Source organism: Asticcacaulis currens (assembly GCF_028550395.1).
Taxonomy (GTDB): domain Bacteria; phylum Pseudomonadota; class Alphaproteobacteria; order Caulobacterales; family Caulobacteraceae; genus Asticcacaulis; species Asticcacaulis currens.
The window spans coordinates 332720-352276 of record NZ_JAQQKW010000002.1; the positions used below are offsets into that span (position 1 = coordinate 332720).

Below are 19557 nucleotides of genomic sequence, written 5' to 3' on the forward strand. Positions count from 1 at the left end.
ACTTGTTGGGGAGGGGGACCGCACGAAGCGAAGCTGAGATGCGGTGGTGGGGGTTTTTAAGTCAATGACTTGTTACCCACCTGCTCATATCTTCCGCAGATCGAGATCCTGATAGTCGAAGCTGAAATCGGCCAGCGGCGAATAGGCCACCAGCTTCATGCCTGCGACCTTGCCGTCCTTTACCTCGAACGTCACCACGGCGTCCTCGCCCCAGCCGACAGGGAAGCGCGTGCGGAAGACGTCCGGCCCGAACACCTCCAGCGACCCTTTCAGGCGCGGCGTGCGGGTGAAATCCAGCATCAGGCGCGCCGTCTTGCCCTTGCCGCTCACCGCCACCGTCACATCGCCGTACCAGGCATCCCGATAGGTGCCGGCATAGGCCGACAACGGCAGGGACGGTCCGCCCGGCTGGACTTTCGGCGCATCGGCCAGCGCCTTATCCGCCGCCTTGGCCGTGCCTTCGACGGCCGCCTTCAGCCAGTCGTAGGCGGGCGCCCCGATCAGCAGGTCGAGAATGGCGTTGCGAATCTGCCCGCTCGCCCCATCCTCGACATTGGTATAGACGGCGACCGCTATGCCCTTTTCCGGCAGCAAGGCCTGCTGCGTTACCTGCCCGACCAGCCCGCCGGAGTGCGAGACCAGCCGCAGCCCGCGATAATCCTGAATGAACCAGCCCAGACCATAGGTACGAAACAAAGCTGCGGTCGGCATCTCCGGCGTCGGCCCCGCTCCGGCCCCGACCATCGTGTTGGGCTTCCACATTTCGCGCGACGAGGCCTCGGAAAACAGCCGCTGACCGTTGGGCATCACGCCCTTTTTCAGTTGCGTATGCAGCCACGGCAATATGCCCGCCACGCTGGTGACCAGCCCCGCCGCCGGTGAAAAGGACAGGGTCTCTTCGGGTAACACCACCTTATAGTCGCCCATGCCGCGCAGCGGGCCGGTCAGGCGCGCGTGACGCCCGGCCACATTGTTCCTGGTCACATTGGGCCAGCCCAGCACCGTATCGGCCATGCCCAAGGGCGTCAGCAGACGCTCGGTCACAAAGCGCTCATAGGTCTGACCCGACACCCGCTCGATGACCAGACCGGCGATGGTGAACATGACATTGTTATAGGCATAGCCCGAACGGAACGGGTATTGCGGCTTGAGGAACGACACGCCCTTGAGCTGATCCTCTCGCGTGTGGTCCGACTCCGGGAACAGCATCAGATCGCCCTGCCCCAGACCCAGTCCGGCCCGGTGCGACAGCAAATCCCGCACCGTCACCAGCGGTGTCAGGGCCGGGTCGTACATCTTGAATTCGGGGATATAGCGCACGACCGGCGCGTCCCATTCGACCTTTTTCTCTTCGACCAGCAGGGCCAGAGCCGCCGCCGTAAAGGCCTTGGTATTCGACGCGATGCCGAACTGTGTATGCTCATCGACCTCGTCAGGCTTGCCGAGCGTGCGAACACCATAGCCCTTAACATAGTCGGGCTGACCGGGCCGGATGACGGCGACGGCCACGCCCGGCAGGGCAAACTTCGCCATAAAGGCTTCGACAATGGCGTCGATCTGCGCCGTGTCGGAGGTCTGCGCAACGGCCGGCAGGGCCGTCGCCGCGGCAAGGCCCGCGCTAAGGGTGAGGAACGAACGGCGGTCGGTGCGCAGCATGGTCATATCCTTGCAATAGATACGACAGCCTACTCCGCGTCATTTCGGTTACGCAAGCATATCCGCCTCTAAACCACTGGCCATTACCGGGAAAATGCGTTAGGCAGCGGGCCAATTTCTCTCTTTTCCGCTTGGAATCCCATGGCCCTGAAAGTCGCAATCGTCGGTCTGCCCAATGTCGGCAAGTCCACCCTGTTCAACGCCCTGACCCAGACCGCTTCGGCCCAGGCTGCCAACTACCCCTTCTGCACCATCGAACCGAACACAGGCGAAGTGGCCGTGCCGGAGCCGCGCCTTGAGGTGCTGGCCAAGATCGTCGGCTCGAAGGAAATCATCCCAGCACGCATCAACTTCGTCGATATTGCCGGCTTGGTGCGCGGCGCGTCGAAGGGCGAAGGCCTCGGCAACCAGTTCCTCGCCAATATCCGCGACTGCGACGCCATCGCCTTTGTGGCCCGCTGCTTCGTCGATACGGACATCACCCATGTCGAAGGCCGCATTGACCCGCTGGCTGATCTGGAAATCATCGAAACCGAACTGATGATCGCCGATCTGGAATCCCTGGAAAAGCGCCTGCCACAGCTTGAAAAGCGCGCCAAGTCAGGCGGCGACAAAGACGCAGCCCTCACGGTGTCGCTGATCCATGCCGCTCTGGCCGAACTGCGCGATGGCCGCCCGGCCCGCGTCGCCTACGAGAAAGGTAAGATCAGCAAGGAAGACACCAAGGCGTGGGAGATGCTGCAACTGCTGACCTCCAAGCCCGCCCTGTACGTCTGTAACGTCGATGAGGCCTCGGCTTCGACGGGCAACGACCTGTCGGAAATCGTCTCCAAACGCGCCGCTGCCGATCACGCCAAGTCGGTGGTCATTTCGGCGCAGATCGAATCGGAAATCGCGCTGCTCGATGCCGATGAGCGTCAGGAGTTTCTGGAAACCCTTGGCCTCGAAGAACCGGGCCTCAACCGCCTGATCCGCGAAGCCTATGCGCTGCTGGGTCTGCAATCCTACTTCACCGTCGGCCCCAAGGAAGCGCGCGCCTGGACCATCCATGTCGGCGATACCGCGCCGCAGGCCGCCGGCGTCATCCATACGGACTTTGAAAAGGGCTTCATCCGCGCCGAAACCATCGCCTATGAGGACTTCGTGAAGTTCAACGGCGAAGCCGGCGCCAAGGAAAACGGCAAGTTCCGTCAGGAAGGCAAGGAATACATCGTCAAGGATGGCGATGTGATGAACTTCCGCTTTAACGTATAGCAGGGGCACGGCCCCTGCACCCGTTACGGGGAGTAGATGGAGACGTCTCGGTGAGGTATCGGGGTTTGGGGCCTGCGGCCCCAAGTCTTAGATTTCTTCGTGAAGATATTCTATAAACGCCTTCATGCGGGCGTGGCGCAGGTCGGCCATATCGCGGCCAGCGGCGGTCTGAAACCCGGATTTCAGCTTGAACAGCTTGGTTTCAAAGTGGTCGAGCGCGAAGCTGAGGTCGTCCAGTTCGCGCTCCTCGGCCTTGGGGTCGAAAGGATCGTAAAGGGCGCTGTTCATGCGCCCGGCCGTGTAGAAACAGCGTGCAATACCGACAAAGCCGATGGCGTCCAGACGGTCGGCGTCCTGCACGATTTTGGCTTCCAGCGTTTCCGACGCGACATTGGCACTGAATGAATGGGTCAGGATGGCGTGGGTGGCGGCCTCTCTGCGGGCGGGTTCCCAGCCCAGAGCTGCCAGTATCTCGCCGGCCTTTTCCGCAGAGAGGCGCGAGGCTTCGGCGCGCAGCGGGGAATTTTTCTCGACCTGAACGCAGTCGTGCAGCAGGACCGCCGCCGCCACGATTTCGGCCTCACCGTTTTCGGCGGCACACAGGGTCATGGCGACCTTGAACACGCGCTGGAGGTGTGACACGTCGTGCGAACCGTCGTCACTGCTGCCCAGAACGTGCGGCAACAAGGCCTCGGCCAGAGCCTCATGCGGCGCAAAGGACGGTGCCAGACGCGCGGCCATCATCTTTTGCAGGGCCTGCGCATCAGGAAACCGGCTGGTGCCTTTGGAAACGGGTTGGGTCTGACAATCCATGGACGACTCGATACTGTCCCCTGCCTCGGCCTGATCTGTAGCACGCGATCATAAAGGAATGTGCCCTTTTACACCCGATGAGCGATCACTTTTTGAATCCCCCAACAGAAAAAGCCCCCGGCGAACCGAGGGCTTTGTCGTCAAGCGTCGTCATGACGAGTCGAAAATGACTGGCTTCCGAGAACCGAAGCGGAGCGTACATCAGTACGTGAGCATCGGATCGCAGGAAGACGGTCGTTTGCAGACCGTCAGGGCGGCGCGTCAGTGTTTGCCGTGCCAGAGCTTGCGGTACGCCGCATAGGTCACGCCGGCGAACAGCAGCAGATAGATCAGCACACCTACGCCGGTCTTCTTGCGAAGCGTCGCGTGCGGATCACCGGCCCACTCCAAGAAGGCCGCGACGTCGGCAGCCATCTGATGCGTGGTGGCCTTGGTGCCGTCGTCATAGGTGACCAGATCGTCCTTCAGCGGCGGGGCCATGGCCAGCACGCCACCGACCGGCACCTTGTGCGGGTCGCCCGACCATTGCGTGGCCAGAGAGCCCGCCATGAAGGGGTTATAGTGCTGGCCTTCCTTGACTTCGAGGCCCTTGGGCGGGGCAACGTAGCCGGTCAGCAGCGAATAGACGTAGCGGGCACCGCCGTGGCGCGCCTTGGTGATCACCGAGAGGTCCGGCGGGATGGCCCCACCGTTGGAGGCCGCCGCCGCGTAAGAGTTGGCGAACTTCTTGGGGAAGTGATCGGAAGGCGTCGCCGGACGGGTGATGGTGTCACCCGTTTCGGTGTCGATATCCGGCACTTCGAACTCCGATGCGATCTGCTTGACGATCGGGTTGTCGTTCGGGTTCTTGTACTTCTCGTCGTAGAAGGGACCGTCCTTCTGACCGAGGTTACGGAACGACAGCAGCGTCGCGGCGTGACAGTTGGAGCAGACTTCGCGGAACACCTTGTAGCCGCGCTGGAGCTGGCCCTGATCGAAGGTACCGAACGGCCCTTCGAAGCTGAAGCCTTCCTTGGGCGCGTGCGGATGCTTGGCCCCACCGGCTGCAAAGGCCGGTGCCGACAGAGCGAGGGTGGCGGCAATAGCGGCCAGTCCCAGAGCCTTAAGGCCTTTTGTCATAATAGCGGACATGTGACTTAAGCCCCCTTCTTCTTCGCGTGTTCGGCGAGGATGGCCTCGCTGATGGATGCCGGAACCGGCAACGGATCTTCCTTCAGGCCGACCCACGGCATGATGAGCAGGAAGAAGGCGAAGTAGTAGAGCGTCAGCGCGCGCGTCAGCCACAGGTAAGAGTTAAACTCACCATCGAACAGAGTGAAGCTGGGCAGACCCGGCACCACAGGCGCGTCCGGAAGCTGCGCCCCGCACCAGCCGAGACCAAGGCAGACGACAACAAAGATAACGAAGAACCAGCGCATCACCGGGCGGTAACGCATGGAGCGCACCTTCGAGGTGTCGAGCCAAGGCAGGACGAACAGCACGGCGATGGCCCCGAACATCGCGATCACGCCGCCGAACTTGTCCGGAATAGCGCGCAGGATGGCGTAGAAGGGCAGCAGGTACCATTCCGGCACGATGTGCGCCGGGGTCACCAGCGGGTTGGCCGGGATATAGTTGTCGGCGTGGCCCAGGGCGTTTGGCAGGAAGAAGACGAAGATCGAGAAGAGGATCAGGAAGAAGATCATCCCCAGACCGTCCTTCACCGTCGCATACGGCGTGAAAGGTACGGTGTCTTCCTTCGATTTAATGTCTACACCAGCCGGGTTGTTCTGCCCGACCACGTGCAGGGCCCAGATGTGCAGGATAACCACACCGGCGATCACGAAAGGCAGCAGATAGTGCAGCGAGAAGAAGCGGTTAAGCGTCGCCTGATCCACCGCGAACCCGCCTTGCAGCCAGGTGAGGATGGGGCCGCCGATCACAGGGATCGAGCCGATCAGGTTGGTGATAACGACTGCCCCGTGGAAGGACATCTGTCCCCAGGGGAGGACGTAGCCCATGAAGGCCGTGGCTATCATCAGGAAGAAGATAAGGCAACCAAGGATCCACAGCACTTCGCGCGGGGCCTTGTAGGACCCGTAATAGAGGCCGCGGAACATATGGATGAACACGGCGAAGAAGAACATCGACGCGCCGTTGGCGTGCACGTAACGGATCAGCCAGCCATAATTGACGTCGCGCATGATGCGTTCGACGGAATTGAAGGCCAGATCAATATGCGGCGTGTAGTGCATCGCCAGAATGATGCCGGTCACAATCTGGATCATCAGGCAGACGGACAGGATGCCGCCGAAGGTCCACCAGTAGTTCAGATTGCGCGGTGTCGGATAATCGACAAACGAATCATAGGCGAGACGAACGATCGGCAGTCGCTGGTCGAGCCACTTCTCGACGCCGGTCTTCGGCTCATAGGTTGACGGATGGTCGCTCATGATGCCCCTCTTAACCGATCTTCACTTTGGTGTCGGACAGGAACTGGAAGTCCGGCACGGCCAGATTCTTCGGGGCCGGTCCTTTGCGGATGCGCCCGGAGGTATCGTAGTGCGAACCGTGGCAGGGGCAGAACCACCCGCCGTAATCGCCTGCCCCGAATGTCGGCACACACCCCAGGTGCGTGCACGACCCCACGAGAATCAGAAACTGTTCCTTCCCTTTTTTGACGCGGTCGGAATCGAGCTGCGGGTCCTTGAGATCCGTCAGCTTGACGTCCTGCGCTTCTTTAATTTCCTTGGGTGTGCGATAGCGGACGAACAAGGGCTTACCGCGCCACTTGATCACCACCTGCATCCCTTCCTGAACCTTCGACAGGTCGAATTCGGTCGAAGCCAGAGCCAAGGTGTCGGCGGCCGGATTCATCTGATCGACCAGCGGCGGAATAACCATCGCCACCGCGCCTACGGCGGCCGCGCCGGCGGCTATGTAAATGAAATCGCGGCGGTTCGGGTCCCCATGACCGCCATGATCCGTAGCAGGTTCGCTCACCTTGACACCTCTTCGTCTTGCGCTCAATGCGCCGACCCGACCTTGCGGGCGGGACGCTTACCTCAATGCTTACCGCCACAGGACGGCCATAATTCTTATTGACCTGCGAATGCGCCGGTGGTTTTCCCCGACAAGACGCAGATAGCTCCTCTTACCTGTCAGAGGTCTTTCCGTCTATAGCGGCATTTGCGCGCCGAAAAAATCCTCTGTCCAAAATATGGCATAAAATGCGTCTGGCCCTTTTTCAACCGGATATTCCACAGAATCTCGGCAGTGCGTTACGTTTATGCGCCTGTCTTGATGTCGCACTGGACGTCATCGAACCCTGCGGCTTCCCCCTCAGCGACCGCGCCATCCGTCGCGCGGCCATGGACTATGGTGGACAGGCTGACGTCACGCGACATGATTCGTGGGCGGCCTTCCTGAGCGGGCGCGACGATTGGCCGCAGGCCGCCCGTCTTGTCCTCTTTACCACCAAGGGCGCCGAGCCCTACCAGAACTTTCAGTTCGGGCCGCACGACATCCTGCTGATGGGGCGCGAAAGCGCGGGGGTGCCGGATGAAGTCCACAACGCCGCCGATGCGCGCCTGCTGATCCCCATGCGACCCGGTATGCGCTCGATCAACGTCATCAATGCCGCCGCCATGGCGCTGGGCGAGGCGCTTCGCCAGACGCAAGGGTTTGCCCCAACCCCGCCAATAGCCTAAAAGACCATCATGACCGCCACCGCCCCCCTCTCCGCCCCGCTTTCCGCCGATACCCTGAGCAAGCGCCAGCAGGCCGCCGCCGTCTGGTTCCGTGCCTTGCGCGACCGCATCTGCGCCGCATTTGAAGCGCTTGAGGACGCGGCCCCTGAGACGTTGTACGGACCGACGCCGGGGCGCTTTACACGCAAAGCATGGACGCGCGCCGACAGAGATCAGGGCGATGGCGGCGGCGGTGAAATGTCGATGATGCACGGACGTTTGTTTGAAAAAGTCGGCGTGCAAATCTCGACCGTGCACGGCACCTTCAGCCCGGACTTCGCCAAAACCATACCGGGGGCGGCCGAAGACCCGCGCTTTTTCGCCACAGGCATAAGCCTGATCGCACACATGTGGAGTCCCCACGTCCCGGCGGTGCACATGAATACGCGGTTTATCACCACAACACAGAGCTGGTTCGGTGGCGGGGCCGACCTGACGCCGCTTCTGGCCACCGATCGTCGCGAAGACGCCCCGCAGGCCAAAGCCTTCCACGCGGCGTTCGAAGCGACCTGCGATCATTTTGCGCCGGACTATTATGCGCGTTTCAAAAAGTGGTGCGATGAATACTTCTTCCTGCCTCACCGCAACGAACCGCGCGGCATTGGCGGTATCTTCTATGATCATCTCAACACCGGTGATCATGAAGCGGATTTTGCTTTCACCCGCGCAGTGGGCGAGACGTTTCTCGATATCTATCCGCGACTTGTGAGCGAACGCTCAGAGCAGAGCTGGACAGAGGATGAGCGCGATCAACAGTTGATACAGCGCGGCCGCTATGTCGAATTCAACCTGCTCTATGATCGCGGGACGCTGTTCGGCCTGAAAACCGGCGGCAATGTCGAGTCCATCCTGTCGTCGATGCCACCAGCGGTGAAGTGGCCGTAAGTGGTGCAAGGGCAGAGGACTAAAAAGTCTTAAGGCTCCAGATATTCGACCGTAATTCGGGAAAAGGTGAGTTCCACCTCACCCCAACTGCCTTGAATGTGAGCGCTGTTGCCTGTTAAAAGAAGCGTGTCGATGTTGCCGTAATCGACTTCACCATCTGCGTCCGCAGAGAAGGCCTTTCTTAAGCGCAGGGCTCTCCAGTCCAAATCAGCAATAGCTTCAAACCTCAACGCCAAACGCTTGAAGCAATTGTAGCTTTCAGAAGGAGGCGGCTCGTAAGCGGGATAGCTTTCGGTCAGGACCGCATCCAGCAGGAAGATCAGATCGGGATCCTGCTCAGCAATTCCCAAGACATAGCTGTCTTCCAGATAAATGTCTTGCAGAGCTACACAGGTTTCAAAATATGGCTTCACGCCGCCAGAAACCGTGAAATCGCCGCCAACACATGGTCGCGCGTCGTCCCGGCCTTGAGGCTGTCCATCGCCTGATCGACCAGATGCTCGGAAATGCGCCAGCCGCGGCGGCTCATCCACAGATCACCGGCGAAGTTTTCGCAGAATTCCGGATGGCACTGGAATGAAATCGCCTTGCGGTCCGTGTAGGCCAGTGCACCGTAGGGCGTGAAGTCCGACCCGGCCAGCACCACTGCCGTGTCGGGCTTTCTGACCACCTGATCCTGATGGCTGACCGCGACGCGGATCGACGACAGGTCCGTAGTCGCCAGTTCGCGCCATAAGGTGTTGTCATGGATAGTGTATTCGTGAAGGCCGACGCCCCAGCCCCTGTCGGACTTTTCGACATGGCCACCCCAGGCTTGCGCCATCACCTGGTGGCCGAAGCAGATACCCACCACCGGCACCTGCGCATCCAGCCCCCTCAGCCAGCCAATCAACTCCGAAATCCACGCATGATCCTCATAAACACCCGCCGGCGAGCCGGTAATCACGACGCCGCTGAGCGTGTCGTCCGGCCCCGGCAACTCGCCCTCCATGGTGCGGAATACGCGAAATTGACGCTCCGGTGCCGCCAGATGGCTACGGAACATATCGGCATAGGTACCGTAGGTTTCACTGAGTTCTTCCGGCGGCACGCCGGTTTCGAGGATAGCGATGTAGGACATAGGGCAGAAACAAGGGCGGGTTTTACTCGCGTCTCATGTTGGTCTGTTTGAGCACTGCGTCAATGGCCGCCTCTATCACGATTGATGAGAAATCGTGTGCGATCCATTCCGTTTCTACGCGACGCAGGGTCTGCCCCAGTTCCGGGCCGGGCCTCAGGCCCGCCGCGATCAATCGCGCCGATTTCAGCGGAAAAACCGGCACATCCATGTGGCTCAGCGCCTCATCAAGCACCTGCCACGCCGGTGCCCTCAGGCCCGCCTCAGCCGCACGCAGCACAAGGGCATCGCGCGTCGCCTGACGGCCATAGCAATAAAGGTGACGGCGCAGGTCCGCCGGTGACGCCGTAATGTCCGCTTCGGGGTAGGCGACGGCCGCCTCGGTCAGACGGTCGGCCACCCGGTTCGAAAGGCGTAGACGTTGCGTGAGCCGAGACAGTACATCATCCCATCCACGGCCACCGATCAATATAATCAACCGTTGAATTTCATCTGCCGTCAGCGGGAAACCTGCCGCCACGCGTTCGGCATTCACGGGGGCACCCGGCACAACGTGCGCCATGACCCCGGTTTCGATCATGCGCTGTACGACGTTTACTGGGTCGGCAATAGCGAGCAGCTTGAACAATTCCTGCTGGATACGCTCACCCGACAGGCTGTCTATCCCTTCCCGCAAGGCCACGCAGGCGTTTAAGGACGCCTCGTCCAGGCCGTGTCCGTGACTGGCGCTAAAGCGGAAAAAACGCAATATTCTCAGATAGTCTTCACGAAGTCTTGTCGCAGCGTCTCCGATAAGGCGGACCCGCCCGGCGCGCGCATCGTCAAGCCCCTTCCCGGTGGGGTCAAACACATCTCCCCGGATGTCGGCATAGAGGGCATTGAGGTAAAAATCGCGGCGCTGCGCATCACAACGCCAGTCGCTCGTATAGCTGACCACTGCCCGACGGCCATCGGTTTCGACGTCTTCGCGCAGCGAGGTGACTTCGAACGGCTGCCCCTCAATCACCGCGGTAATGGTGCCAAAGGCCTTGCCGGTCGGGACGTGGTGGATACCCGCCGCCGACAGGGCCGCTTCGGTGGCGTCGGGTGTCAGTTGCGTCGAAAGGTCGAGATCGCACGGCGCGCGGCCCATGACCACGTCACGCACGCAGCCCCCGACAAAGCGCACACATCCCGCACCACCTGCGGATTCGAGCGCAGCAAATACGCGTGCCACGGCGGCACCGGTCATTTGGGGAGGAAGCGCGATATGCACCCGGACGGCCTTACCTGTGTTGGACGGATCAAAGCCTATGCCGAAACCACCGGAATTTCAAACCGCTGCCCGCCAAGTTCGACCCGTACCGCGCCGCCATCCATTTCTGCCGTCTCGAACAGGCGGGCAGTGCAGGCGCGCGTCAGGCGTCCCCATAAATCACCGCGAACCCGCAACCGGGGCAACCAGGCCTCGCCCTGCACATCAATGACCAGCGGATGATCTGCCGACAAAGGCAGAGGATCGTCCTGATCGCTGCGGAAAACGCTGCCCTCGAAATCGACGATGCGAAACGGCAGATCCTCGACACGGAGGGTCAGCTTTTCTGCCGGGGTGACGAGCACATAGCCCTCAGCATCGCGGCGCAGCAGCTTCGAAAATAGCCGGACAAGCGCTGGACGCGTAATGGGCCGACCTTCGTGCAGCCATACCCCGTCACGGCGGATAAGGATGTCGATGGCCCCGCACAGGGACGGCTGCCATGACTCAACAGGGTAGTCTTTATCCGGAAAACGCGCGGCTTCGTTCAGCCAGCCGTTCATTTGTCCACCGCCCCCGTAAGGGCCTCACCCCTATAGGCCGGGTTATAAAGGACCATCAGGCGCTTGTAATCCACCGGTCCCGGAAGGGTCAGCCCCTCGGCCCGTGTAAAGCCAAAGCTCTGAAAATAAGCTGGGGTACCGACCAGCAGGACGGCGGTGATGCCGGAGTCGAAGGCCGCCTTGAGCGCCAGTCGGATCAAGGCACGCCCGATACCCAGGCTCTGATGCGCTTCATCGACGGCAATGGGCCCCAGAAAGGCCATTTCGCCGCGGACATTGTGCGCGTCACGTATCTTGACCGGCCACAGGCGCACCGACCCTATGATGCTCCTGTCGGTCTCATCGCCCTGCCCCAGCCGGTGCATGACAAAAGACAGATTGGGGATAGGCTGGTTGCCTTCGCGCAGCCGTTCCGCCGTCTTGGCATAGCGGCCCGGTCCAAACACACGGTTGACCAGCGCATCGGCGGCTTCACGCTCAACCGGCGCTTCGACGGTGATCAGACGATCAAAGGCATAGCTATCCACGGCCAGACCTGACAACTAACGGGCACCATATGCCGGAAACCGGCCAAAACGGGCGCATCCTTTAGTCGCAAAGCCCCGCCCCGTCAAATAAACAAGTCAGATGAGTGTAACAGGTCAGGCCTTTTTCAAAAACGCCGCAAAGGCCGCCGCCGCCTCCGGACTTTTCAGCCGCGCCAGGAAGATTTCGCCTTCGCGCACAATCTGCGCCCAGACGAGATTGGGTTGACGCATCAGGGCCTTGGCCTCAATCAGGGCCGAAAGCGGCAGGGCCACCAGTTGCGAGGCCACGCGCAGAGCCTCGGCTTCGAGCGCCTCGCGCGCCACAATCCGATTGGCGATACCCGTGCTCAGAGCCTCACTGGCGGGTATGGCGCGTCCGGACGTCAGCCATTCAAAGGCCCGCGCATGGCCGATACGCTGTGTCAGCAAAAGACTCGATCCGCCCTCCGGCGTCAGGCCGAGTTTGAGGAAGGGCAGGCTGAGGCGCGCCTCCTCCGACATCAGAACCTGATCGCAATGCAGCAGAAGCGTGGTGCCTACCCCCACGGCCTGCCCCTGAACGGCGGCCACAATGGGCATCTGTGCGTAGGTCAGGGCCTTCAGGAAACGAAAGACCGGCAAATCTTCGACAGCCCCCTCATGCGAGGCCAGAGAAACGAAATCGACAATATCGTTACCGGCGCAAAAATCACCGCCATCGGCCTCCAGCAGGATCACCCCCGGCGAAGTCTCTATGGCCTCGGACAGGGTCGTGTACATGTGATGATCGAGCGCATTTTTCTTGGCCGCCCGATCCAGCCTGATGCGCCTGAGGCCTTCCGTATCCGTCACCTTTACCGACATGCCGTTCCGTTCCTGCCCTGTGTCCTGAGGGTTAGAGCGGGACTCGTTCACTTAATCGAAATTCCGCTCTAACGTTTTGTCTGGTCGCGCAATTGGCTCCGAAACGGCGTTCGGCTTAGCTAAAACCGTTATACCCACTTCGGAATACGCTCCCGCCTATATGACACCTGTGCCGCTGGGGCAGGCAAGCCTCAAAATCAAACCGTTTTTTTACACGCGCAGGGGTCTGCACCGCACAGGTCCCATTGCCTTCAAGCCGCCACATCCTGTAGAGACAATCCTGTTATAAAGAGCCGCTAAAATCCGGCCGTTCTCGTCTTCACAGGTTCGCATTCAAGGAAAACGCAACCGATGTCTCTTTCCACCTTTTTCAGAGGCGCGGCTCTGGCCGTGGCCGCCCTTGCGCTGGGGTGCAGCGCGGCCTCGGCGGCCGAGGCGGTCAAGCTGAATGACAAGCAGCGCGCCAAAGGCATCGCCGAAGCCCCGGCCCTGCTCATGACCGCGGGCGTACCCTGCGAACCCGCTGATGCCTACTATGTCGGTGAATCGACACAAAAAGGCGCTGACGGTAAGACCGTCAAGTTTCAGGTCACCGAAGTGGCCTGTAAGGCTGGCATCGGTTACATCCTGAACAAGAACACCGTCACCAATGCGGTGGAAAAGTTCAACTGTACGCAGGCCTTTTCGCAAAACGCGGCCAATAACAAGCAGATCAAGTGCAACCTGCCCGCCAATGAAAAGCACTACACTTGGCTGACCCCGCTCGTTCAGCAGTATGATGCCGCCTGCACCGTCAGCAATGCCCGCTGGATGGGCACGGTGACCGAGCAGAAGTTCGACCGCTATGAAGCCGCCTGCGAAGGCCGCGCCGGCGTCGTGCTGGACGTCCCCTATGCCGACTCGGCCACCAAGCTGACCTTCTCCAACTGCCTCGCGGTGAAGGGAAATTCGGCCTGTCAGTACACCACTCAGGAACAGGCGGTTCAGTCGCTTCAAGCACCTGCCAAGCAGGCGCAGGCCGCGTGCACCGTCGAAAAGGCGCGCTGGATCGGTCGCGTCACCAGCGATGGCCATGACTTTTTCGAAATCGGCTGCGCCGGAAGGCCCGGCTTCATCCTGCAAACCACGACGGCCCTGAAATATGTGGCGAACTTCGGCTGTGACAAGGCCGGTACGCTCGGCCCCTGTCAGTACACCGACGCGGCCAGCCTGAGCGCCGAAGCGCGCGCCGAATACAGCCAGAAGCTCAAGGCGGCGGGCATCACCTGCACCGTGACCGAATATAACCTCATTGGTACGGAAACCGCGACCAAGCGCGATCTGGTCGAATTCAAGTGCCCGGAACAGAAGCTCGGCCTGGCCGCCTTCATTCCGAACACCGGTTCGACGGCCAAGTTCGAGGCTATGGACTGCTTCACCATGATCTCGCGCCGCAAGGAATGCGGCTTCGTGCCGCGTGCCACGCTGGACCAGCATCTGAACACCCTGATCAAGGCGGCCAAGAAGGACTGCGAAATTCAGGAAGTGACCTATCTGGGCCGTGGCGACGACGATACGGCGCTGGTGGAAATCGCCTGCACCAACAAGCGCGGCTATGTCGGCGCGGTGGCCAAGGCCCGCACCGGCTTCGAAGAAGTCGTGTCGTGCAGCATCGCCAAGAGCCGCAAGTATCCGATCCAGTGTGAAATCCCCGGCAACGGCACCTACGTGCCCCCGGCGGGTGGTTCCAACGACTGATTGGACGCTAAGCCAGACAAAAAGCCCCGCCGAGTGTTCGGCGGGGCTTTTTTGCATTCAATAGACGTCCCTGCGTAAATCGTCAGCCTTGAGTCGAATAATAGCCGGCAAGCGCCGCAGCTACAAAAGTAGCTGCAAGCGCAGACTGCGTATTAGTCGGCCAAGGATGGCGATTTACAATATTTCCATGAAGCGGCAGGCTTCTCCCTGCGACGGCAGGACGATTTCGTCATCGCGCATGACCACCTTGCCGCGGATGATGGTGGCCTTGGGCCAGCCGTGGGCTTCGAAGCCGTCAAACGGCGTCCAGCCACAGCGCGACCGCATCTGATCGTGAGTAATGATCCGCTTGTGGTTCAGATCGACCAGCGTCACGTCGGCATCATAGCCTTCGGCCATCCGCCCCTTGCCTGCCACGCCGAACACGCGCTGCGCCCCGGCAGAGGTCAGGTCCACCAGCCGCTCCAGCGACAGCTTGCCTTGGGCCACGTGGGTCAGCATGACCGGCAGCAGGGTCTGCACGCCCGGCATGCCCGATGGCGAGGCCGGATAGGGCTTTTGCTTCTCTTCGATGGTGTGCGGAGCGTGATCGGAGCCCAGCACATCGGCCACGCCGTCGCTGATGCCGCGCCACAGACCATCGACATGGTACTGATCGCGTATCGGCGGGTTCATCTGGGCATAGCCCTTCAGGCGCTGATAGGCTTCCGGGGCCACCAGTGTCAGGTGCTGTGGCGTAATCTCGACGGTCGCTATGTCCTTGTTGTGCGACAGGAATTCGATTTCCTCAGCGGTGGTGACGTGCAGGACGTGGATACGCTTGCCCGCCTCACGTGCCAGACGCACCAGACGATGCGTGGACTGGATAGCCGACTGGGCATCGCGCACGAAGTCGTGGCTGGTCCAGTCGCCTTCACGGGCCAGGGCGCGGCGCTCGGCCAGCCGGTATTCGTCCTCGGAATGGAAGGTGGCGCGGCGGTTGACGCTGGCCAGCACCTTGGCCACGCCTTCGTCATCGGCGATCAGCAGGGTGCCGGTCGAAGCCCCCATGAAGACCTTGACGCCGCAGCAGCCCTTCATGCGCTCAAGCTCGCCCAGATGGGCGGCGTTTTCGTGCGTGCCGCCCACATAGAAGGCGTGGTCGCAATGCATACGGTGATGCGCGCGCTTCAGCTTGTCTTCAAAGGTTACCGGATCGGTGGTGTTGGGATTGGTGTTCGGCATTTCGAACACGGCCACGACCCCGCCCATGACGGCGGCCTGCGAACCGGTTTCGAGGTCTTCCTTCCACTCCAGTCCCGGCTCGCGGAAGTGGACCTGGGTGTCGATGACACCCGGCATGGCCAGAAGCCCGGTGGCGTCGAACACTTCGCCCGCCGAAGCCTGAGACAGGTCGCCAAAGGCCACGAATTTGCCGGCAGTGATGCCGATATCGCCCTGCCCCCGACCGGCGTGGTTGATAATGTCAGCATTGCGGATGATGAGATCATAGGTGGGCATAGGCGTCCTTTCAAAAAGCGAGGAACGCGTGAAACCGATTCTGCCCTGATTTCGCTACGCCGAACGGGCGTTTCAGGAAAGAAACCGGGTTGAGCCGGAGGGGGGTTAAGCGGCGGCTTTAACCCCACCACCGCTACGCGGTCCGCCTCCCCAGTCATCAGGGGGAGCTGCTCAGGTGGTTAGAGTCGTCTGGACGGCCTCATACACCCGGTTCAGGCTCAGGTCGAGCATGTGACACAGTGCCTGATCAAGATTCGGGTCCTGAGCGCGGATTTCCTCAAAATGGCGGGGCGTGCGCAGAATATGCACATTGTTGCCCAACGGCGCTTCAACCCGATCATCCGAAGGGCCATACAGGCCGAAACTCAGCACATTGGCTGCGGCCGCCAGATGCAGCCAGATATCGTCATTGCCGATAAACACATCGGCCTGACGCAGGCAGGCATAGGCCGTCAGCGGATCGAGCTTGCCGGTCAGTTCGATCACGCGCGCCTTGGGCGCGGCCATGCGCAACGCCGTCGCCGCTTCACGATCGCCTTCGTTTCCGAGTATCAGCAGACGCGCCCCTTTCAGCGGCCCGTCCTCATTCATCAGCCGCGTCGCCAGTACCGAGAAACGTTCGGCGGGCCATTGCGCCCCCTGCCAGCGCGCACCGGGAGCGATAGCCAGCAGCGGCCCTTCTTCTCCCGCCGTATCTTCCAGGAACGAGGCCGCCCCCACGGCGCGGGCCTCGGCCACATGCAGCCACGGCAGTTCCGGGGCGTCGAGCTTCAGCAGGTGCGAAGCGGTCACCACCGGGTGTTCATCGGCGTGATGCCCCGGCGCAATGGCACGGGTCTTGGCACTGAGAAAGCGCGACCACAGGGTTGGCCCGGTATCGAGGAGCAGACCCCATTCACGCTGCCGCAAACGCCACCACAGTTTCAGACCGGCCACCGACACGACCGCGCTGTCAAAGGGAATGATCGTCTCGATGTGACTGAAGTCGGCAAACAGGGCAGCGCTGTCGCTGCGGGTCACCAAAGTCACAGCCGCATTGGGCACTTCTTGCAGCAGGCGCGCCAGAACCCCACCTAGAGCCAGCGCCCTTTTCGGTTCATCCAGCGCCAGAACAAGGATCGGAAACGGACGGCTCATGCTAAACACCCTATCCCGAATCTATGGCTCACAGCAAACATGACCGACCTCATTGCCCTTCCGCACCGCGCCCTGATTGCCCTGAGCGGGCCTGACTGGGGAAAATTCCTGAATGGCCAGACGACCATCGACGTGGAAACCATCTTCGATGCCGTCGCGCATGGCGGGCATAGTCCCTTATATTATGGTGCCTTCCTCACCCCGCAAGGTAAGCTGAGCGCCGATGTCTTCGTCTGTCCACGGGATTCGGATACCGTGTGGATAGATGTGGACGCAACGATCAGGGATGACCTCTTCACCCGTCTGAACCTGTTCAAACTACGGGCGAAGGTGACCTTGTCCAAACCGCCCGCGCAGGTCTATGCCTCTCTCTCGGATGGGTTGCCCGACCCGCGCGCGCCCGGCCTTTTTCGCGTCTACGGGACCTATGAGGCCCAGGGCAATATCGCTGACTATAGTGATTTTCGCCTGACGCAGGGGCTGGCGGAACCGGGGCTCGACTTCCCCAAAGACTATCTCTACCCCATTGACATCAATATGGACCTGATGGACGCCATCGACTTCAAAAAAGGCTGCTTTGTCGGGCAGGAAACCACGTCACGCATGAAGCGGCGCGGCACGATCAAGAACCGCCTCAGTCCCCTGACCCATGCCGGGCACCTCGCCTTTGGGGCCGAAGTCCTGCAAGGCGACCGTCGCGCCGGTGAAATTCTCGCGTCAGCCAATGGCAAGTCGCTGGCCCTGATGCGGCTCGACCGGCTGGACGGTGAACTGACCTGTGACGGTCGTCCGGTCACCCTCGCCGCGCCCGACTGGCTTGCCCCGCACCTCAAACCGGCGGAAACCTGACGGGGGTTTCATTTGCCAGCCAAAAGGACAGGCGCTATCGTCAGGCACCCACCATAGCCAAAGGGACACGCATATTCAGTTTCGATCTGATGTTTCAACCGCTTCGGCCCTGATCCCAAGGGCCGTGGCGAAGCTGGGCCGGTATCGGCCACCTTTGGCTGATAGCCTTTTTTAGACTCGGATAAGTCGGACACAACCTTGGGGAGTATTAACCGTCTCGGTTAGGCGGAATTTTAGTGTTGTGCGTTACGCTTCCTGACGACACCCAAGGACACGGATGCCGTCATGCTGATGTTGCGCCCTCTGCTTCGTTACGCCGATTTTCAGGGCCGCGCCCACAGAGCCGAATACTGGCAGTTTACCTTTGCGCAACTGATCGTCTATGTGCTGCTGGTGGCGATGGTCATAGGGGCAGTCGCCTCAGGTAAGCCGCTGGCGGCGACCGGCGGCCTGACGGTGGTTCTGCTTCTGGCGGTCGTGGTCGCCTTGGGGTGCTTTATACCCAATCTGGCCGTAACGGTTCGGCGACTGCACGATTCCGGAAAGTCCGGCTGGTGGATCTTGCTGTATGCGCCGGGCCTGCTGGCCCATATGAGCTTGTGGCCAATCGCCGTCACCTCAGCGCTTGCCGGTAAAAACGGCTTGTCCGCCGGGGGTCTTGAAGCCGCGGCGGCTAACAGTATGCTTTTCAGCCTGACCTCTGCGGCCTGCAACCTGGTCATGCTCCTCTTCATGGTCCTGCCGGGGCAGACGGGTAGCAATCGCTTCGGCCCCGATCCGAAACACTCAGAGCCGGACATCAGCGTCTTCGATGACGAACGCCGCAATGCCCGCATTGACGACGCCATCGCGCGTGCCAAAAGCGCGCCCGGACAGACGCGCCAGTCGCATGTCCCCGTATTTGACTTCGACCCCCGCTCAAACGGGCCGATGATCACACCCTATGGCCGCGAAACGCAAGGCGGGGCGTCTCCGGCATCTTCGTCAAGCCCTGCGGGATGGGCTCAACCGGCTCCATCAGCTAACGCCCCCCGAAAATCCTTTGGACGTCGATAAAGGTCGGGGAATCGGCTAATAGCCATCCATGCCCGATTTCGCCTTTGAGTTTCAGTTTGATGGTCTGGTCTGCGGTGTCGATGAGGCCGGACGCGGCCCCTGCGCCGGGCCCCTGTGCGTGGCCGCCGTCATCCTTGATCCGGCGCGCATTCCACCCGGCATAGCCGACTCCAAAAAGCTCAGCGAAAAGCAGCGCTTCGCGCTGGAGCCCGACATCAAGGCGGCCGCTCTGGCGTGGTCAGTGATCGAAATTTCCGCCGCCGATATCGACTGCCACAACATCCTTAAGGCGACGATGATGGGTATGACGCAGGCCGTCGAAGCCCTCAGCCCGCAGCCGATCCACGCCCTGATCGACGGCAATCGCTGCCCGCCACTGGCCATCCCCGCCACGGCGGTGGTCAAGGGCGACGACAAATCCCTGTCCATCGCCGCCGCTTCGATCCTCGCCAAGACGGCGCGCGACCGCATCATGATCGAGATGGATGCCCTCTATCCCGTCTATGGCTTCAAATCGCACAAGGGCTATCAGGCGGAAGCCCATATCACCGCCATCCGCCTGCACGGCCCCTCGCCCATCCATCGGATGAGTTGGGCGACGGTGCGCTCGGTCCTCTCTCTTGCCACTGAAACGGCCGTTGTGGACGCCTGAGAGAAC

20 protein-coding genes are annotated in these 19557 nt (G+C 61.1%); 7 read left to right on the forward strand and 13 right to left on the reverse strand.

Going from position 1 to position 19557, the window contains the following annotated elements; all coding sequences use genetic code 11:
- Positions 1–84 precede the first annotated feature (84 nt).
- On the reverse strand, positions 85–1656 hold the full coding sequence (locus tag PQU94_RS04680; protein ID WP_272740332.1) for a serine hydrolase: 1572 nt from the start codon (positions 1654–1656) through the stop codon (positions 85–87).
- A 141-nt stretch (positions 1657–1797) separates the two neighbouring features.
- Here PQU94_RS04680 and ychF point away from each other — a divergent pair, with 141 nt between their 5' ends.
- Positions 1798–2910, forward strand: a complete 1113-nt coding sequence (gene ychF, locus PQU94_RS04685) for a redox-regulated ATPase YchF (protein ID WP_126419933.1) — start codon at positions 1798–1800, stop codon at positions 2908–2910.
- Between the two features lie 87 nt (positions 2911–2997).
- Here ychF and PQU94_RS04690 read toward each other — a convergent pair whose 3' ends face one another.
- From PQU94_RS04690 to petA, 4 genes are all read right to left on the reverse strand, one after another.
- The gene (locus tag PQU94_RS04690; RefSeq protein ID WP_272740333.1) at positions 2998–3723 is read right to left on the reverse strand and encodes an HD domain-containing protein; all 726 of its coding nucleotides are present in this window, start codon (positions 3721–3723) and stop codon (positions 2998–3000) included.
- A 261-nt stretch (positions 3724–3984) separates the two neighbouring features.
- Positions 3985–4854, reverse strand: coding sequence for a cytochrome c1 (locus PQU94_RS04695; RefSeq protein ID WP_272740334.1), 870 nt, complete (start codon positions 4852–4854; stop codon positions 3985–3987).
- A 5-nt stretch (positions 4855–4859) separates the two neighbouring features.
- On the reverse strand, positions 4860–6155 hold the full coding sequence (locus PQU94_RS04700) for a cytochrome b (RefSeq protein ID WP_272740335.1): 1296 nt from the start codon (positions 6153–6155) through the stop codon (positions 4860–4862).
- A 10-nt stretch (positions 6156–6165) separates the two neighbouring features.
- Positions 6166–6705, reverse strand: coding sequence for a ubiquinol-cytochrome c reductase iron-sulfur subunit (petA, locus tag PQU94_RS04705; protein ID WP_272740336.1), 540 nt, complete (start codon positions 6703–6705; stop codon positions 6166–6168).
- Positions 6706–6932: 227 nt separating this feature from the next.
- Between petA and PQU94_RS04710 the strand changes: the two genes are divergently transcribed.
- Both PQU94_RS04710 and hemF read left to right on the forward strand, forming a co-directional pair.
- Positions 6933–7412 (forward strand): tRNA (cytidine(34)-2'-O)-methyltransferase, encoded by a 480-nt coding sequence (locus PQU94_RS04710; RefSeq protein ID WP_272740337.1) that lies wholly within the window; start codon positions 6933–6935, stop codon positions 7410–7412.
- 9 nt (positions 7413–7421) lie between these two features.
- Positions 7422–8336, forward strand: a complete 915-nt coding sequence (gene hemF, locus PQU94_RS04715; RefSeq protein ID WP_272740338.1) for an oxygen-dependent coproporphyrinogen oxidase — start codon at positions 7422–7424, stop codon at positions 8334–8336.
- Between the two features lie 29 nt (positions 8337–8365).
- On the opposite strand, the gene PQU94_RS04720 is transcribed toward hemF, so the two are convergent.
- The 6 genes from PQU94_RS04720 to PQU94_RS04745 form a co-directional block, all read right to left on the reverse strand.
- Complete coding sequence (locus tag PQU94_RS04720) at positions 8366–8749, reverse strand: hypothetical protein (protein WP_272740339.1); 384 nt, start codon at positions 8747–8749, stop codon at positions 8366–8368.
- A complete protein-coding gene (locus PQU94_RS04725) occupies positions 8746–9456 on the reverse strand; it encodes a type 1 glutamine amidotransferase (protein WP_272740340.1) in 711 nt (236 codons plus the stop codon). Before PQU94_RS04725 ends, PQU94_RS04720 begins: the two co-directional genes overlap by 4 nt.
- Positions 9457–9478: 22 nt before the next feature.
- On the reverse strand, positions 9479–10669 hold the full coding sequence (locus PQU94_RS04730; RefSeq protein ID WP_272740341.1) for a CCA tRNA nucleotidyltransferase: 1191 nt from the start codon (positions 10667–10669) through the stop codon (positions 9479–9481).
- A 74-nt stretch (positions 10670–10743) separates the two neighbouring features.
- The gene (locus PQU94_RS04735) at positions 10744–11250 is read right to left on the reverse strand and encodes a DUF1285 domain-containing protein (RefSeq protein ID WP_272740342.1); all 507 of its coding nucleotides are present in this window, start codon (positions 11248–11250) and stop codon (positions 10744–10746) included.
- On the reverse strand, positions 11247–11792 hold the full coding sequence (locus PQU94_RS04740; protein WP_272740343.1) for a GNAT family N-acetyltransferase: 546 nt from the start codon (positions 11790–11792) through the stop codon (positions 11247–11249). Before PQU94_RS04740 ends, PQU94_RS04735 begins: the two co-directional genes overlap by 4 nt.
- A gap of 99 nt (positions 11793–11891) precedes the next feature.
- Entirely contained in the window at positions 11892–12620 is a 729-nt protein-coding gene (locus PQU94_RS04745; RefSeq protein WP_272740344.1) for an enoyl-CoA hydratase-related protein, read from the reverse strand.
- 351 nt (positions 12621–12971) lie between these two features.
- On the opposite strand from PQU94_RS04745, the gene PQU94_RS04750 reads away from it, so the two are divergent.
- Positions 12972–14357 carry a hypothetical protein gene (locus tag PQU94_RS04750; RefSeq protein WP_272740345.1) on the forward strand — a complete coding sequence of 462 codons (1386 nt, stop codon included), beginning with the start codon at positions 12972–12974 and terminating at the stop codon, positions 14355–14357.
- Between the two features lie 174 nt (positions 14358–14531).
- Here PQU94_RS04750 and PQU94_RS04755 read toward each other — a convergent pair whose 3' ends face one another.
- Both PQU94_RS04755 and PQU94_RS04760 read right to left on the reverse strand, forming a co-directional pair.
- Positions 14532–15857 (reverse strand): dihydroorotase, encoded by a 1326-nt coding sequence (locus tag PQU94_RS04755; protein ID WP_272740346.1) that lies wholly within the window; start codon positions 15855–15857, stop codon positions 14532–14534.
- A 171-nt stretch (positions 15858–16028) separates the two neighbouring features.
- Positions 16029–16994: a glycosyltransferase family 9 protein gene (locus PQU94_RS04760; RefSeq protein ID WP_272740347.1), complete on the reverse strand. Its 966-nt coding sequence runs from the start codon at positions 16992–16994 to the stop codon at positions 16029–16031.
- Between the two features lie 39 nt (positions 16995–17033).
- Between PQU94_RS04760 and ygfZ the strand changes: the two genes are divergently transcribed.
- The 3 genes from ygfZ to rnhB all read left to right on the forward strand — a co-directional run bounded on the left by ygfZ (position 17034) and on the right by rnhB (position 19551).
- On the forward strand, positions 17034–17843 hold the full coding sequence (ygfZ, locus tag PQU94_RS04765) for a CAF17-like 4Fe-4S cluster assembly/insertion protein YgfZ (RefSeq protein WP_272740348.1): 810 nt from the start codon (positions 17034–17036) through the stop codon (positions 17841–17843).
- Positions 17844–18128: 285 nt separating this feature from the next.
- Positions 18129–18899, forward strand: a complete 771-nt coding sequence (locus PQU94_RS04770) for a DUF805 domain-containing protein (RefSeq protein ID WP_272740349.1) — start codon at positions 18129–18131, stop codon at positions 18897–18899.
- Positions 18900–18927: 28 nt separating this feature from the next.
- Complete coding sequence (gene rnhB / locus PQU94_RS04775) at positions 18928–19551, forward strand: ribonuclease HII (RefSeq protein WP_272740350.1); 624 nt, start codon at positions 18928–18930, stop codon at positions 19549–19551.
- Positions 19552–19557 lie beyond the last annotated feature (6 nt).